We start from the raw sequence: 14,358 nt of genomic DNA, 5'->3' as shown, positions 1-14,358 counted from the left end.
ACGCGCGTCAGGCGCGCAGGGCGGCGTCCAGGTCGCGCCACAGGTCCTCGACGTCCTCCAGTCCCACCGACAGCCGCAACAGCTCCTGGGGCACCGTCACCGGCTCGGTGGGGATCCGGCGGCGGCGTTCGATGAGCGACTCCACCCCGCCGAGACTGGTGGCGGGCGTCCAGATCCGGACAGCGTCCTCGACGCGGCTCGCCGCCGCCGCACCACCGGTGACCTCGATGCTGACGATCGCGCCGAAGCCGGGGTAGCGCATCCGGCCGACCGAGGGATGGTCCCCGAGCCGCCGGGCGAGCTCGGCGGCGTTTGCGCACGAGCGGTCCAGACGCACCTGCAGGGTGCGCAGCCCGCGTAGCGCGAGCCAGGTCTCGAACGGTCCCGGGATGGCGCCGTGCAGCACGCGGTGTCCGAAGAGCCGCGCCTGCAGGTCCTCGTCGGCCGTTACGGTCGCGCCGAGCAACACGTCGGAGTGGCCCGCGATGAACTTGGTCGCCGAGTGCATCACCACGTCCGCGCCGAGCGCGATCGGCTGTTGCAGCAGGGGAGTGGCGAACGTGTTGTCGACGACGCTGATCGCGCCCTGCTCACGCGCGCCGGCCAGGAGCGCCGGCAGGTCGGCAACCTCCAGCATCGGGTTGGTGGGCGACTCGAGCCAGACCAGCTGCGCTCCGCGCATGGCCGCCAGGACGGCCGCCGTGTCGGCGCTGTCGACCCGGCGTACCTCGAAGCGACCCTGCTGGGAGGCCTCGTCGAGCAGTGAGCCGGTGCCGTTGTAGGCGTGGACCGGAGCGACCACGACGCTGCCGTGCGGCACCAGCGACAGGCTCGCCGCGACCGCGGCCATCCCGCTCGCGAAGGCGAGCGCTCGGCCGCCCTCCAGCGATCCGAGCACCTCCTCGAACGCCGTCCATGTCGGGTTGCCGGACCGGGCGTAGACCACGTTTCCGCCCGCGACGTACGTCGAGGTCAGCTCCACCCCCTGGTTGATGACCGCACCGGGGGTGCGCGGCGGGCGGCCGAGGCCGACGAGGCGGGTGGCGGCGGCGAGATCACCGGGTTCGGAAGCCATCGGGCCAGCGTGGCACGCCGGTGCGGCGCACCTCGCATGCAGGGCGGGCCGGTTACCGTGCGCGGGTGAGTCTTTCGCCATCGCAGCGCCCGGAATCGCGTAAACCCGTCGTAGCCCTGATCTTCGGAGGGCGATCGTCCGAGCACGAGGTGTCGTGTGCGACCGCGGCGAGCGTCCTGCGCAGCATCGACCGCAGCCGTTATGACGTCCTGCCGATCGGGATCCGCAAGGACGGGCGCTGGGTGCTCGTCGCCGACGACCCCGAGCCGCTGCAACTGACGGCCGGTCGCTCCCCGGAGGTGTCCGGCGACCAGGCGGTCGCCCTGCCCACCGATCCCACCCAGCGCTCCCTGGTGGTGCTCGAGCCGGGAGCGCCGCCGCGTCAGCTCAGCGAGGTCGACGTGGTGTTCCCGCTGCTGCACGGACCGTTCGGCGAGGACGGCACCTTGCAGGGCCTGCTGGAGCTGAGCGACGTCCGCTACGTGGGCTGCGGTGTGTCCGCGTCCGCCGTGATGATGGACAAGGCCCTCATGAAGGTGGTCTTCGCGGGCAACGGTCTGCCGATCGGCCCCTACACCGTGATCACCGACAAGGCCTGGCGACGCGACAGCGCCGCCTGCCTGGATGCCGCCGGCGCCCTGGGCCGGCCGGTGTTCGTCAAGCCCGCCCGCGCCGGGTCGAGCATGGGCGTCGTACGCGTGGATGACCCGGCAGATCTGCGGGCCGCCATCGAGAGTGCCCGGTTGCACGACCCGAAGGTGCTCGTCGAGGCCGCCGTCGAGGGACGCGAGGTGGAGTGCGGAGTGCTCGAGGGCCGCGGGTCCGATGCGCCGCGGGCCTCGCAGGTCGGCGAGATCGAGGTCGCCGACGGGCGCCACGAGTTCTACGACTTCGAGGCCAAGTATCTGGACGGCTCGGCCCAGTTGACCTGCCCCGCGAACCTGCCGGACGCCGTACGCGATGAGATCCGGGAGCTGTCGGTCAAGGCGTTCGAGGCCGCCGGGTGCGAGGGGCTCGCGCGGGTGGACTGGTGGTACCGCCCGGACGGAAGCCTGGTGCTCAACGAGATCAACACGATGCCGGGATTCACGCCGCAGTCGATGTTCCCGGTGGTGTGGGCGCAGGCCGGGCTGGACTATCCGAGCCTGATCAGCGAGCTGTTGGAGCTCGCCCTAGACCGGCGGGTCGGGCTGCGCTGAGCCGTCAGCCGCTCGAGGTGCTCGGCGGCGCAGCTGAGCAGACATGACTGGTCTGCGGGATCGCCTTGGCTGCGGCCGTGAACTCCACGAGGTCCAGGCCCCCGTACTTCGTGGGAATCAGGACCTCGATCGCCGGTGAGCGTCCGAAGGTGACGAAGCGGTAGCCGTCTTTGAGTTGATGGGCTACCCAGTCGATTCCGTCGATCGTGGTGCACGGGTCGGTCGTCGGTCCGGGGCTGCTCACTCCGCACCGGGCGATGATCGGCGGGTCACCCCAGGCGCGCACCGTCGCGGATTTCGCCGAGGTGGGTCGGGACTTCTGCCCCGCCACGGTCGTGGGCCAGTGCGCCGACGCGCGGGTGCAGTCTGCGGAGGCGGCCAGCGCAGCCGCGCTGGCATCGACGGTGGTCGAGCCTCCGCAGGCCGTCAGCGCGGCCCCAGCGGCCAGCGCCAGCAGAGCTGCGGTCAGCGGACGACGGTGCACGTGACCGTGCGGGTGATGCCGTCGACGTCCTGGATCTTGGAGACGACCAGCTTGCCCAGTTCGTCGACGCTGGGGGCCTCGGCGCGCACGATCACGTCGTACGGGCCGGTGACGTCCTCTGCGGCCAGAACGCCGGACAGCTGCGCGCAGGTGGCCGCAACGGTCTTGGCCTTGCCCATGTCGGCCTGGATGAGGATGTAGGCCTGAACCATGCGTGCCTCCGTCGGATCGTTGACGCCCGGCGTGGGCGGGAGCCGACGGCGGCGTCGGTCCGGGGCAGACGCTACCGTGCGGTCACCATGACGGGGCGACGGGGACGACAGGCGGACGGCGACGCGGTGCTCGCCGATCTGGACGAGGCGCAGATCCTCGCCGAGGTGCTGCCCCCCGGTGCCCCGCCCGCCGAAGTGCTGGTCGGGCCGGGCGACGACACGGCGTATCTCGCGGTGCCGTCCGGCCGGGTGCTCGTCACCACGGACGCCATGGTGCTGGGTCGTGACTGGCTGGACGAGTGGTCCAGCGCCGCGGACGTGGGCGCGAAGTGCGTCGCACAGAACGTCGCCGACATCGCCTCGATGGGCGGGGTCACGACCGGCGTCGTGGTCACCCTGGTCGCTGACCCGCAGACACCGGTGCGGTGGGCTCGCGACCTCTCCTACGCGGTCGCAGACGCGTGCTCTGCAGAGGGGATCGCAGTCCTGGGCGGCGACCTGTCCTCGGCTCCGGCGGGGGTGCGGATGGTGTCGATCACCGCGGTCGGCGAGGTGTCCGGTGCGCCGGTGCTGCGAAGTGGCGCACGGGTCGGCGACGTCGTTGCCGTGAGCGACGCGCTCGGAAGGTCGGGGGCGGGCCTCTTCCTGCTGCGTCGCGACGCCGCGGCTCGTGGCCCGCTGGTCGACTACCACCGGCGCCCCACGCCGACCTACGCCCAGGGTCCCGCGGCTCGGAATGCGGGTGCTTCGAGCATGCTCGACATCAGTGACGGACTGCTGCGGGACGCCGGCCGCATCGCCGGGGCGAGCGGCGTGCGGCTGGAGCTGCGGGCCGACGACCTGCAGACGTATGTCGACGCGCTCGCTCCCGAGGTGGGGGACGCCGCCTGGGACTGCGTGCTTCGCGGGGGCGAGGAGCACACGCTGCTGGCGACCTTCGCGGCGGACGTCACGCTGCCGAACGGCTGGCGAACGATCGGGGCGGTCGCGACCGGCACAGGGGTCACGATGGGCGGCGCTGCCCAGGAACCGGGCGGGTGGGACCACTTCCACGGATGAGTCTCATCCGGGCGGACCGCTGCTTCGACGGTGAAATCTGACCTGGTCCAGGTGCAGGATCTCGTTGGTGGGGCCGGTGTAGCGCGGTGGTGCTGGCCCGACCTGGGCCGGCGTCGCGCGGGGTGCGGCGGTGGCGACGGCGGGTTCGATGGGGTGGCCGTGGTGGGTGGTGAATTGGAACCGTCCGGGTCTGCCCCGTTCGGGGTGGATGGTGAAGTCGCCGGTGTGGTGTCGGTCGTGGTGGTGGGGGCACAGGCTGATCAGGTTGGCCATGTTGGTGTCACCGCCGTCGGCCCAGTGGGTGATGTGGTGGCATTCCAGGTGGTGGATCGCCAGGCAGCCGGGGTAGGCGCAACCGCGGTCACGGTCTTCGACCAGGCGGCGGGTGCGGCGCGGGACGATGCGGTGGGCGCGGCCCACGTTGACCGGGGTGCCGCCGGTCTCCCAGACCGGCTGCACCAGTCCGTCGCAGGTCCATTTGCGCAGCAGGTGCGGGGGTAGGGCGCCGCGTGTGGTGAGCCAGCCTTGCCCGGTGGTGTCCAGGTGCAGGTAGATCCGGAACTTATCGGCCCGCCCGGCAGTGGTGACGGTCCCTGCATCCAGGGAGCGGGAGGCCAGTTGTTCCATGGCGTCGGCCATCCGCACCCGCCGCCCGTCGTCTTTCGTGTCGGTGGTGTTGGTGGCAAGGAAGAGCGCGTCTTTGGCCTCTGCGAGGGCTTGTTGGACCAGGGCGCCGATGTCGGCGGGTGCGGAGTAGGTCAGGTGGAACCGGTCGTGGTCGAACCACATCGATAACTCCGCCGGTTGCGCCGCGACGGAGAACGGGTCTGGTAGGGCCGGCGGGGTGTCCGCCTCGTCGGTGGGGGTGGCGAAGTCGTACTTGACCAGCGCCCGGCGCAGTTGGGGCACGGTGGCGTGCACCGCCAGGTCAACCACGGCCTGGTCGTACCCGGTCGGGGTGTGCGCGGCGACCACGGTGGCCTGACCTAGCGAGAGCCGCCCGGAGTGGACCTCCCGGGACAGGAGCGGTAGCTCGGCGGACCGGGCCGCGATCCGGACCAGGTCGCGAGCAGTGGTGGGAGAGACCCCGGCGAAGCAGGTCAACCAGTGTTCGGGGGAGCGGATCCCGCCGATCGCCCACGACTCGTGCTCGATCAGGTCGGTGACCAGGTCGATCAGGTCGGCGTGCGCGGCGTTCAACTGCCCACAGATCAGGCTCACCCGAGCGAGCGGATCAGCAGTCGAACCATGCTTCGTCACAACGAGATTCGAGCTGTCAGCGACAACTGCAAGACCCGGTGTCGAACTCATGTATGAATTCAACCACCCGCCACCGACAACCGTCTCGCCGTTCGTGAGCGGCTGTCCGGCCCCGCGAGTAGCGTGCCGGGGCATGAGTGGACACGCTGGCACCGAGCCGTTGATCGACACCGCCCTCACTCAGTTCGCGGAGCTGGTCGGCTCCGTCGACGACTGGCAGGCACAGACACCGTGCGAGGACTGGTCGGTCGGCGAGCTCGTCGACCACGTGACCGGCAACACCGCGCGATTCACCGCGATGGCGCGCGGCGAGGAGGTCGACTGGTCGGCGAAGCCCGAGTCCGGACCGGACAGGGTCGCGGCCTTCGACTCCGCGGCCGACGAGCTGCGCGACGCCTGGAGCGAAGGCACCCCGGCACCGGTCGGAATGGCGAGCGGCGAGTACGCCGTGCACACCTGGGATCTCGCGACCGCCCTCGGCCGGTCGACATCCGATCTCGACCCGGCAGTGGCCGAATCCGGTCTGGAGTTCATGCGGGGCAATCTGACCGACGACTCCCGCGGTGAGGTGTTCGGGCCGGAGAAACCGGCACCGCAGGACGCCGACACCTACGGTACGCTCGCGGCCTTCGCCGGCCGTTCGGTCACCTAGCCGCGCGGGCGGCGAGCGACCAAGCCCGGCGTAATCTGCGAGCGATGAGCAACACCGACCAGCGGCCGCAAGAGGTCGACTGCCACGCGGAGCCGGCTCCTGCTGCTGTCGACGGCCGCCTCGCGGTGGAGATCCTGCAGTCGCGCGAGGTGCCGCTCGGCGGCCCGCGGGCCATGACGGTGCGCCGTACGTTGCCCCAGCGGCAGCGCTCGCTCATCGGGGCCTGGTGCTTCGCCGACCACTACGGCCCGGACGACGTCTCGACGACCGGCGGGATGGACGTGCCGCCGCATCCGCACACCGGTCTGCAGACGGTGAGCTGGCTCTTCAGCGGCGAGGTCGAGCATCGGGACACCCTCGGCTCACACGCGATGGTGCGTCCGGGCGAGCTGAACCTGATGACCGCCGGCGTCGGCATCGCACACACCGAGGTGTCGACAGCCAGGACCACCATCCTGCAGGGGGTGCAGCTGTGGGTGGCGCTGCCCGACGCCGACCGCGACACCGACCCCGCGTTCGAGCACTACGTGCCGCCCGAGGTGCGCCTGCCGGGTGCCCGTGCACGGGTCTTTCTGGGCGACCTGCTCGGCAGCCGGTCGCCCGTGCACACCTTCACACCGCTGCTGGGCGCCGAACTCACCCTGGACCCGGGTGCGCACCTCGACATCCGCGTCCGGACCGACTTCGAGCACGGCCTGCTCATCGACACCGGCGAAGTCCTGGTCGGTGAAACCCGAGTCCTACGAGCGCAACTCGCCTATGTGGGCACCGGCGCCGACACGATCGTCGTGACCAACACCGGTGACGGACCCGCGCGCCTGATCCTGCTGGGCGGCACACCGTTCGGCGAGGAGGTCCTGATGTGGTGGAACTTCGTCGGCCGCACCCATGAGGAGATCGTCCGCTACCGGGAGCAGTGGGAGGCCGGCTCGATGCGCTTCGGCCAGGTCCAGGGCTACACCGGCGAGGTCCAGCACCTGGCGGCGCCACGGCTGCCCAACGCGGTGCTGCGACCCCGCCGTAACCCCGCACCCGAGGCGGGCCCGATGCCCACTGTCACCGTCTCGGACCACCCCGAGCGACACCGCTACGAGGTCTTCGACGACGGCACACTCGCGGGATTCAGCGCGTACGCCGATCGTGGTGGCCAGCGGGTCGTCTTCCACACGGAGGTGGCGCAGGAGTACGGCGGCCGTGGCCTCGGCACGATGCTGGTGGCGCAGCTTCTCGAGCACATCAGGACGAGCGGCAGACGGGTGGTGCCGGTCTGCCCGCTCGTGGCGGCATACCTGGACAAGCACAGCGATCAGTACGCCGACATCGCCCATCCGGTCACGCCCGACGTTCTGAGCTGGTTGCAGAGCCGGTCGACGGGAGCAGCGCGATGACCCGCACGCTCGTCCTCGGCGGCACCCACTTCGTCGGTCATGCGGTCGTCGCGGCCGCCCTGGCCCGAGGTCACGACGTCACGACCCTGACCCGGGGCGAGAGCGGGTCGCCGCCGCCCGGAGTGACGGCCCGCCACGCGGATCGCACCGACCCGGCCGCGCTTGCCGCCGCCCTAGGGGACGACAGCTGGGACCTCGTCGTCGATACCTGGTCGGGGTCGCCGCGTGTGGTCCGGGACAGCGCACGGCTTCTGTCCGGGCGGGCGGGGCACTACGCGTACGTCTCCTCGCGCTCCGTGTATGCATGGCCCATCCCGGTGGACGCCGACGAGAGTGCGCCGGTCGTCGACGCGGACCCGGACGGCGCTGATTCGGACGACTACGCCGCAGCCAAGCGGGGCGGTGAGCTCGCCGTGCAGCGCGACTTCGACGGCCCGGCGCTGATCGCGCGCGCCGGGCTGATCCTCGGGCCGCGCGAGGACGTCGGGCGGCTGCCGTGGTGGCTGCGCCGGATGGCTGCCGGGGGACCGGTGCCGTGTCCCGGCCCGCGGGACCGTCCGTTGCAGTACATCGACGCCCGCGATCTCGCGGAATGGCTGATTGATGCGAGCGCGAGCGGCGTGACCGGCGCGTACAACGCGGTGAGCCAGCCGGGTCATACCACCATCGGCGAGCTGCTCGACCTGTGCCGCGCCATCACCGGGGCGCGGGCCGAGCTGGTCTGGGTCACCCCTGAGGATGTCGACGCCGCCGGCGTCCAGCCGTGGACCGAGCTGCCGATCTGGCTGCCACCGTCCGGGGAGTCGGCCGGCCTGCACGCCGCCGACGTGTCCGCGGCGTACACCGCCGGGCTGACCTGCCGTCCGGCCGCGCGGACCGTCGAGGACACCTGGGCGTGGGTGCACGATGTGGGCGACCCCCCGCTGCGGCCGAACCGGCCTGCACCCGGGATGAGCCCCGACGCGGAGGCGCGACTGCTGGCCCGTGCCGATGATCGTTCCTGAGAAGAAGAGGTGGCTCGTGGCGGACCCGTGGGTGTCGGACAGGCGGCCGTCCCAGCCGTGCGTCGTGTGCATGGGCGTGCCCGACCGGGAGATGGAGATGCCCAGGCTGCCGGAGGTGCACGTCGCTTTCGCCAGCTCGTCGTTGTGCGAGGTGTGCGCCGAGCTGGCCTTCGCGGCCGATGCCGACGCGCTCACGGAACGCGCTGTGCGGGGCTGGGCTGATGAGGACGAGGACGCCGCACCGGACGCGGTGCGACTGGTGATGGCGTGGGCCGGCCACCGCCTGCCGGTGGACCCGACCGCCGAGGACAAGGCGCCGGTGCTGCCGCTGACGGCGCAGGATCAGCGGGTCTGGCAGCGGTTGGAACCGTTGATGGTCGACGGGCCGGCGTGTCCGGTGTCGGTGCAGGGTCGCATCGTGCGGGAGGAGCGCGGCGAGTCGCCGGCGTACACGGACGTCGTGCGGGACGGGTCACGCATCCGGCTCTCGGGTACGCGAGGAGATCCGTGGCTGGTCAGCGATGGTGTGACCACGTGGGAACGGTGGGATGACACCGGGATGGTGGCGTCGCCGTACACCGGCGAGCAGTGGTACGGCGACGGCAGCGAGCTCGCGTGCCGGCGCAGCCACGAGGACGTCGAGCTCTTCGACTTCGGGACCCCTATCGGGCCCATCGAGCAGGTGCAGTGTCTGGGGCGGGACGCGTGGAGCTTCCGGTTCGCGTCGCCGCCCCACAAGCCGTACGACATGCAGGTCGTCGTCGACGCCGAGACCGGACTCGTGCTGGACCAGCGGTTCGGTGACTTCTCGGTGTCCCGGTGGACCGATTTTCGCCTCGACGAGCCGGTGGCCGACGACACGTTCGTCTGGGACGGTCCGGTCGTGACCCGAGCCGACCCGGGCGTTGAAGGGAAGGCTGAGTATGAGCGTCTCGCGGCCGAAGGCCAGCGGTGGTTCGAGACCAATGTCACGCCTGCTCCACTCGAGGTCCGTGGGAAGCCCGTGTCGATGTTCTTGCATGGGTCGGCGGACGACGGCGAGTTCCAGGCGTCGCTGTCGGGCGGGGTCGACGGGTTGCTCGCCCGCCGTCCGCGGTCCGATGAGTGGTGTGACCTGGGCTGGTCCCAGGTCACCGCCCGCTGGAGCGACGGCACCTGGGACTGGGCGCTGTTGGTGTGGGACCACCTGGACGACGGGCGGACATCGGAACGGGTCGCCGCCGTACGACGCTGGCTCGGCGGCTGATCAGCCGATAGACACAGAAAAACCGGCCCCGAAGGACCGGTTCAGCTGCAGTTGCGCTGGGTTCAGCGGGTGACCTTGCCGGCCTTGAGGCAGGAGGTGCACACGTTGATGCGCTTCGGGGTCTTACCGGCCTCGCCGACCATGGTCCGCACGCGCTGGATGTTGGGGTTCCAGCGACGCTTGGTCCGACGGTGTGAGTGGGAAATGCTGTGGCCGAAGCCGGGTCCCTTGCCGCAGACGTCGCACGTGGCAGCCACGGTGTCTCCTACTGGTGTCTCGAGAATTGAAGTACGAAGGTCGATCGCGGGCCGCGCACAGGGCATCGGATGCACCGTCGCAAGCGGTCCGCAAACCACAGGATCGTAGCCGAGCCGCGCGACACATCCCAAATTGCTAGCCTGCCGGGCAGTCTGCGCAACGCCCCGACGACCCGAAGGACACAGCGACCGTATGCCGCTCGAAGCGCTCGATGTGCAGGCGTTGCGCCGGTGGGTCATCACCGCCCGCGTCGTCCTGTCCGAGCACGCCGACGCCATCAACTTGCTGAACGTCTTCCCCGTCCCCGACCGGGACACCGGCACCAACATGAGCGTCACGATGGAGCTCGCGGTCGACGGCCTGGCCTCCGAGGCGCCGCCGGACCTGCTGACCTCGGTGCGGGTGCTCGCCCGGTCCACGGTGCTGTCCGCCCGCGGCAACTCCGGCGTCATCCTCAGTCAGCTCGTGCGCGGCCTGGCGGACGTGGTGATCGCGCTGGACGGCGCACCACTGCGCGCGCCCGACGTGGCCGACGTCCTGCGGGAGGCGGCGCGGCGGGCGCGCGGCGGGGTTCGTGCGCCGGTGGAGGGCACCATGCTGTCCGTCGCGGACGCAGCAGCCGCCGCTGCCGACGGTGCCCGCGATCTGCCGCTGGTCGAGTTGGTCGATGCGGTGGTGGCGGCCGCGGAGGATGCGGTCGGCCGTACCCGCGAGCAGCTGCCGGTGCTGCGCGAGGCGGGAGTGGTCGATGCCGGCGGGGTCGGCTACTGGCTCGTGCTGCGTTCCCTGCAACACGTCGTTCGTCGCGCTCCGGGCACCGTCCTCGGCGGCGGCACGCCGGACTGGCTCGCCCCACCTGAGCGACCCTGCCCGGCGGGGGACAGCGGGCGGCATGGTGGAGACGGGCCGGCGTACGAGCTCGTCTTCGTGGTGCACGACACCGACGACGAGCGGATCGACCGGCTCGCAGGCGTCCTGGAGGGCCTCGGCGACAGTGTCGTGGTCGCGGGTGGGCCGGACGTGTGGAGCGTGCACGCCCACCTCGACGACCTGGGTGCCGGACTGAACGCGGCCGCGTCCGCCGGGCGGCCCAGCAGGTTCCAGGTGACCCGATTCGCCGACCAGCTCGAGAACGCGCGCCCGCCGCAGCGGGTCGCCTCGCCCGTGGTGGCCGTGCTGGCATCACCCGGCCTCGCCGATCTGGTGCACGACGCCGATCCGGGCGCCCAGGTGCTGATCGCGCCGGATGAGGGCGCCCTGGGCGACGCGCTCGCCGGCATCGGCGACCGGCTGCTGCTGGCCGATACTCCCGCGCTCCGGTCCCTCGCTGAACGCGCGATCTCGGGGTCGCCGGGATCGTCGGTCTGTCACTGCCAGCACCCCGCCCAGGTGCTCGCCGCGCTCGCGGTCCGCGCGGGCCAGGACGATCCGGCGGCGCTGCGGCGCGACTGCGACGACGCGGCGGACGCCGTGACCACTCACACGCTCGACGGATCCGATGGCGCGGGGGACGACATCCCGGCGCGGTGCCGTGCGCTGCTCGATCGGACGGTCGACGACGACGTCGAGCTGGTCACCCTGATCGCCGGCGCTCACGCGCCCGACGGCCTCTTGGACGCGCTGACCGAGCATCTGACCGCCGCGCGGCCGGAGCTGGAGGTCACCTCGTTCGCGGGACGCCGCCCCGGTGTCGTGCTCGACGTGGGGTGCGAGTGATCGATCGGCGCACCAAGCTCGTCGACGTGCTCGGCGACGCGGCGAAGAAGCTCGCGAAGGAGCGCGACCTGCGCACCGTGGGCGACTTCCTGGACTTCCTGCCGCGCCGCTACATCGACGCGACCACCTCCGGCCACCTGTCGGAGTTCGCGATGGGGGAGCAGGCCGTGCTGATCGCGACGGTCGTTGCCTCAACCACCCGGCGGATGCGCCAGCGTCGCGGCGAGATGCTGCAGGTGCGCATCGAGGACGCCGACGGCGCGCAGGCCGAGCTGGTCTTCTTCAGCAAGTACGGCCATGAGCAACGGCTGCAGCCCGGGGTACGCGGGGTCTTCCGCGGCCAGCTCGGCACCTACGGCGCGAGCGTGCAGCTCACCCACCCCGACTACTCGCTGCTGGACGCCGGTGGCGAGGAGCAGATCTACGCCGGGGGACTGGTGCCGCTCTACCGGGCCATCAAGGGCGTCACGGACATGCAGTTGACCCGTTCCTACCGGCTGGTGCTGGACCAGCTCGACGGATCCCCGGACCCGGTGCCACCGCAGATCCTGGCCCGGCACGACCTCGCCGACCAGGTGGCGGCCTACCGCGCGATCCACCTGCCGCGCACCCTCGGCGAGGCGGGACGCGGGCGACGGCGGCTGCGCTACGACGAGGCGCTGGTCGTGCAGACCGTGCTCGCTCAGCGGCGGGTCGAGTACGACGCCCTGCAGGCCACGGCGCGTCCCTCGCGCTCCGGCGGCCTGCTGTCCGCGTTCGACGAGCGGCTGCCGTTCGAGTTGACCGCCGGGCAGCGCGAGGTGGGCGAGCAGATCGCCGCCGACATGGCGCGTACGACGCCGATGCACCGCCTGCTGCAGGGCGAGGTCGGCTCCGGCAAGACCATCGTGGCGCTGCGGGCGATGCTGGCCACGGTCGATGCGGGTGCGCAGGCCGCGCTGCTCGCACCGACCGAGGTGCTGGCCCAGCAGCACCACCGCTCCATCACCGCGATGCTCGGCGACCTGGCGCAGGGCGGGATGCTCGGCGGCGCGGAGTACGGCACCCGGGTGGCCCTGCTGACCGGGTCGATGAGCCGCGCCCAGCGCGCCGCGACGCTGCAGGCGGTCCTCAATCAGGAGGCCGGCATCGTGATCGGCACCCACGCGCTGATCCAGGACACGGTGATGTTCGGCGAGCTCGGCCTGGTGGTCGTGGACGAGCAGCACCGCTTCGGCGTCGAGCAGCGGGATGCGTTGCGTGCCAAGGCTGCTCGCAGTCCCCACGTGCTGGTGATGACCGCGACACCAATCCCGCGCACGGTGGCGATGACGGTCTTCGGCGACATGGACACCTCCGTGCTGCGAGAGCTGCCACGGGGCCGCGCGCCGATCGTGTCGCACGTGGTGCCGGCGGCGAATCCCGCGTGGTTGCAGCGCACCTGGCAGCGGCTCGGCGAGGAGGTCGCACAGGGACACCAGGCGTACGTCGTGTGCGCGCGGATCGGTGATGACGATCGGTCGCCCGGGCAGGCCGGCGAGGACAGTGATCTCGGCGAGCTGCTCGACGCCGACCCGTCCGAGACCGTCGACGAGGGGTCGGCTCCCCAGCGACCGGAGGCGATCGGCGTCCACCAGATGCTCGAGGACCTGCGTGCCGAGTCCGCCCTCGCCGGGCTCCGGATCGAACTGCTGCACGGCCGGTTGCCCGCCGACGAGAAGGAGGCCGTGATGCAGACCTTCGGGCGCGGGGAGATCGACGTGCTGGTGAGCACCACGGTGATCGAGGTGGGGGTCGACGTCCCGAACGCGACGGCCATGGTCGTGATGGACGCCGACCGGTTCGGCATCTCCCAGCTGCACCAGCTGCGCGGGCGGGTCGGGCGGGGCAGCGCGGGCGGTCTGTGCCTCCTCGTTACAGGGACCGACAACGAGGAGACGGTCGAGCGGTTGACCGCCGTCGCCGCGACCACCGACGGGTTCGCGCTCGCCGAGCTGGACCTCAGCCTGCGCTCGGAGGGCGACATCCTCGGCGCCCGGCAGAGCGGCCACCGCTCCGGCCTTCGGCTGTTGCGGCTGGCCCACCCCAAGGACGTCGAGCTGATCGACCTGGCCCGCGCCGACGCCGCCGACCTGGTCGCCAGCGACCCCACCCTGGCGGAGCACCCGGGGCTCGCCCAGCTGGTCACCACCCGCCTGGACGACGTGCAGGCCGCCTTCCTGGAGCGCGGCTGATGCCGCGCATCGTCGCCGGGTCCGCGCGCGGCCGCCGGATCACGACGCCGCCCGGCGACGGCACCCGGCCGACCAGCGACCGGGTCCGCGAAGCACTCTTCGGCCGGCTGGCGCATCTCGGCGCCGTCGCCGACGCCCAGGTCCTCGACCTCTACGCCGGCTCGGGTGCCCTCGGCCTGGAGGCCGTCTCGCGGGGCGCCCGGTCCGCGCTGCTGGTGGAGTCCGACCGTCGAGCCGCCGACGTCATCCGCCGCAACGTCGCCGAGCTCGGACTGGACGCGCAGGTGCGCCAGACCCCGGTCGCCCAGACACTGGCCGGCCCGGCGCCGCACGCCATGCACCTGGTGCTGATCGACCCGCCGTACGCCGTGCCCGACGAGGAGATCGGCAGGGTGCTCCAGGCGCTGGTCGCCGGCGGGTGGCTGCAGGTCGAGGCCGTCGTCGTCCTGGAGCGGGCGAGCCGGTCGCCCGAACCCCACTGGCCGGACGGGCTGCGCTCGCTGGAGTCGCGGGCCTACGGCGAGACCACCGTCTGGTACGCCGAATACGCGCCGGACGACGCGGACACCGACGAACCCCCGGTGCTCTAGCC

General features: G+C 71.8%; 14 protein-coding genes. 9 read left to right on the top strand and 5 right to left on the bottom strand.

What is annotated here, in order from left to right:
• Nucleotides 1-7 precede the first annotated feature (7 nt).
• The gene (locus tag LVQ62_RS15820) at nt 8-1,075 is read right to left on the bottom strand and encodes a PLP-dependent aspartate aminotransferase family protein (protein WP_233763043.1); all 1,068 of its coding nucleotides are present in this window, start codon (nt 1,073-1,075) and stop codon (nt 8-10) included.
• A gap of 65 nt (nt 1,076-1,140) precedes the next feature.
• Between LVQ62_RS15820 and LVQ62_RS15815 the strand changes: the two genes are divergently transcribed.
• Nucleotides 1,141-2,274, top strand: a complete 1,134-nt coding sequence (locus LVQ62_RS15815) for a D-alanine--D-alanine ligase family protein (protein ID WP_233763041.1) — start codon at nt 1,141-1,143, stop codon at nt 2,272-2,274.
• 4 nt (nt 2,275-2,278) lie between these two features.
• Here the strand turns inward: LVQ62_RS15815 and LVQ62_RS15810 are convergent, their stop codons facing one another.
• Together LVQ62_RS15810 and LVQ62_RS15805 are read right to left on the bottom strand one after the other, a co-directional pair.
• Nucleotides 2,279-2,758 carry a DUF3515 family protein gene (locus tag LVQ62_RS15810; RefSeq protein ID WP_233763039.1) on the bottom strand — a complete coding sequence of 160 codons (480 nt, stop codon included), beginning with the start codon at nt 2,756-2,758 and terminating at the stop codon, nt 2,279-2,281.
• Nucleotides 2,740-2,970: an Lrp/AsnC family transcriptional regulator gene (locus LVQ62_RS15805; RefSeq protein ID WP_179479675.1), complete on the bottom strand. Its 231-nt coding sequence runs from the start codon at nt 2,968-2,970 to the stop codon at nt 2,740-2,742. Before LVQ62_RS15805 ends, LVQ62_RS15810 begins: the two co-directional genes overlap by 19 nt.
• A gap of 87 nt (nt 2,971-3,057) precedes the next feature.
• On the opposite strand from LVQ62_RS15805, the gene thiL reads away from it, so the two are divergent.
• Nucleotides 3,058-4,029 carry a thiamine-phosphate kinase gene (thiL, locus tag LVQ62_RS15800; protein ID WP_233763037.1) on the top strand — a complete coding sequence of 324 codons (972 nt, stop codon included), beginning with the start codon at nt 3,058-3,060 and terminating at the stop codon, nt 4,027-4,029.
• 3 nt (nt 4,030-4,032) lie between these two features.
• Here the strand turns inward: thiL and LVQ62_RS15795 are convergent, their stop codons facing one another.
• Nucleotides 4,033-5,250: an HNH endonuclease signature motif containing protein gene (locus LVQ62_RS15795; protein ID WP_233763035.1), complete on the bottom strand. Its 1,218-nt coding sequence runs from the start codon at nt 5,248-5,250 to the stop codon at nt 4,033-4,035.
• A 172-nt stretch (nt 5,251-5,422) separates the two neighbouring features.
• Between LVQ62_RS15795 and LVQ62_RS15790 the strand changes: the two genes are divergently transcribed.
• The 4 genes from LVQ62_RS15790 (at nt 5,423) to LVQ62_RS15770 (ending at nt 9,579) form a co-directional block, all read left to right on the top strand.
• Nucleotides 5,423-5,941, top strand: coding sequence for a TIGR03086 family metal-binding protein (locus LVQ62_RS15790; RefSeq protein ID WP_233763033.1), 519 nt, complete (start codon nt 5,423-5,425; stop codon nt 5,939-5,941).
• A 44-nt stretch (nt 5,942-5,985) separates the two neighbouring features.
• Nucleotides 5,986-7,329 (top strand): bifunctional pirin family protein/GNAT family N-acetyltransferase, encoded by a 1,344-nt coding sequence (locus LVQ62_RS15785; RefSeq protein ID WP_370639640.1) that lies wholly within the window; start codon nt 5,986-5,988, stop codon nt 7,327-7,329.
• Nucleotides 7,326-8,333: an NAD-dependent epimerase/dehydratase family protein gene (locus LVQ62_RS15775; RefSeq protein WP_233763031.1), complete on the top strand. Its 1,008-nt coding sequence runs from the start codon at nt 7,326-7,328 to the stop codon at nt 8,331-8,333. Before LVQ62_RS15785 ends, LVQ62_RS15775 begins: the two co-directional genes overlap by 4 nt.
• A 97-nt stretch (nt 8,334-8,430) precedes the next feature.
• On the top strand, nt 8,431-9,579 hold the full coding sequence (locus LVQ62_RS15770; protein WP_233763030.1) for a hypothetical protein: 1,149 nt from the start codon (nt 8,431-8,433) through the stop codon (nt 9,577-9,579).
• A 62-nt stretch (nt 9,580-9,641) separates the two neighbouring features.
• Here LVQ62_RS15770 and rpmB read toward each other — a convergent pair whose 3' ends face one another.
• A complete protein-coding gene (gene rpmB / locus LVQ62_RS15765) occupies nt 9,642-9,836 on the bottom strand; it encodes a 50S ribosomal protein L28 (RefSeq protein WP_179479684.1) in 195 nt (64 codons plus the stop codon).
• 193 nt (nt 9,837-10,029) lie between these two features.
• Between rpmB and LVQ62_RS15760 the strand changes: the two genes are divergently transcribed.
• The 3 genes from LVQ62_RS15760 to rsmD are packed head-to-tail and all read left to right on the top strand — an operon-like array spanning nt 10,030 to nt 14,356.
• Nucleotides 10,030-11,553, top strand: a complete 1,524-nt coding sequence (locus LVQ62_RS15760; protein ID WP_233763028.1) for a DAK2 domain-containing protein — start codon at nt 10,030-10,032, stop codon at nt 11,551-11,553.
• Nucleotides 11,544-13,766, top strand: a complete 2,223-nt coding sequence (locus tag LVQ62_RS15755) for an ATP-dependent DNA helicase RecG (protein WP_370639639.1) — start codon at nt 11,544-11,546, stop codon at nt 13,764-13,766. Before LVQ62_RS15760 ends, LVQ62_RS15755 begins: the two co-directional genes overlap by 10 nt.
• Nucleotides 13,766-14,356, top strand: a complete 591-nt coding sequence (gene rsmD / locus LVQ62_RS15750) for a 16S rRNA (guanine(966)-N(2))-methyltransferase RsmD (protein WP_233763026.1) — start codon at nt 13,766-13,768, stop codon at nt 14,354-14,356. Before LVQ62_RS15755 ends, rsmD begins: the two co-directional genes overlap by 1 nt.
• The last annotated feature ends 2 nt before the right edge of the window (nt 14,357-14,358 follow it).

Source organism: Allobranchiibius sp. GilTou73, assembly GCF_021391335.1.
Taxonomy (GTDB): Bacteria; Actinomycetota; Actinomycetes; order Actinomycetales; family Dermatophilaceae; genus Allobranchiibius; species Allobranchiibius huperziae.
The sequence above is the reverse complement of the archived record's forward strand: the minus strand, read 5'-3'. Positions and strand labels throughout refer to the sequence as shown.

What these genes read in the sequence shown, in the direction of transcription:
- LVQ62_RS15770 (WP_233763030.1), top strand. Translation starts at nt 8,431, where the DNA reads ATGCCCAGGCTGCCGGAGGTGCACGTCGCTTTCGCCAGCTCGTCGTTG.
- LVQ62_RS15785 (WP_370639640.1), top strand. Translation starts at nt 5,986, where the DNA reads ATGAGCAACACCGACCAGCGGCCGCAAGAGGTCGACTGCCACGCGGAG.
- LVQ62_RS15790 (WP_233763033.1), top strand. Translation starts at nt 5,423, where the DNA reads ATGAGTGGACACGCTGGCACCGAGCCGTTGATCGACACCGCCCTCACT.
- rsmD (WP_233763026.1), top strand. Translation starts at nt 13,766, where the DNA reads ATGCCGCGCATCGTCGCCGGGTCCGCGCGCGGCCGCCGGATCACGACG.
- LVQ62_RS15805 (WP_179479675.1), bottom strand. Translation starts at nt 2,970, where the DNA reads ATGGTTCAGGCCTACATCCTCATCCAGGCCGACATGGGCAAGGCCAAG.
- thiL (WP_233763037.1), top strand. Translation starts at nt 3,058, where the DNA reads ATGACGGGGCGACGGGGACGACAGGCGGACGGCGACGCGGTGCTCGCC.
- LVQ62_RS15760 (WP_233763028.1), top strand. Translation starts at nt 10,030, where the DNA reads ATGCCGCTCGAAGCGCTCGATGTGCAGGCGTTGCGCCGGTGGGTCATC.
- LVQ62_RS15775 (WP_233763031.1), top strand. Translation starts at nt 7,326, where the DNA reads ATGACCCGCACGCTCGTCCTCGGCGGCACCCACTTCGTCGGTCATGCG.
- LVQ62_RS15820 (WP_233763043.1), bottom strand. Translation starts at nt 1,075, where the DNA reads ATGGCTTCCGAACCCGGTGATCTCGCCGCCGCCACCCGCCTCGTCGGC.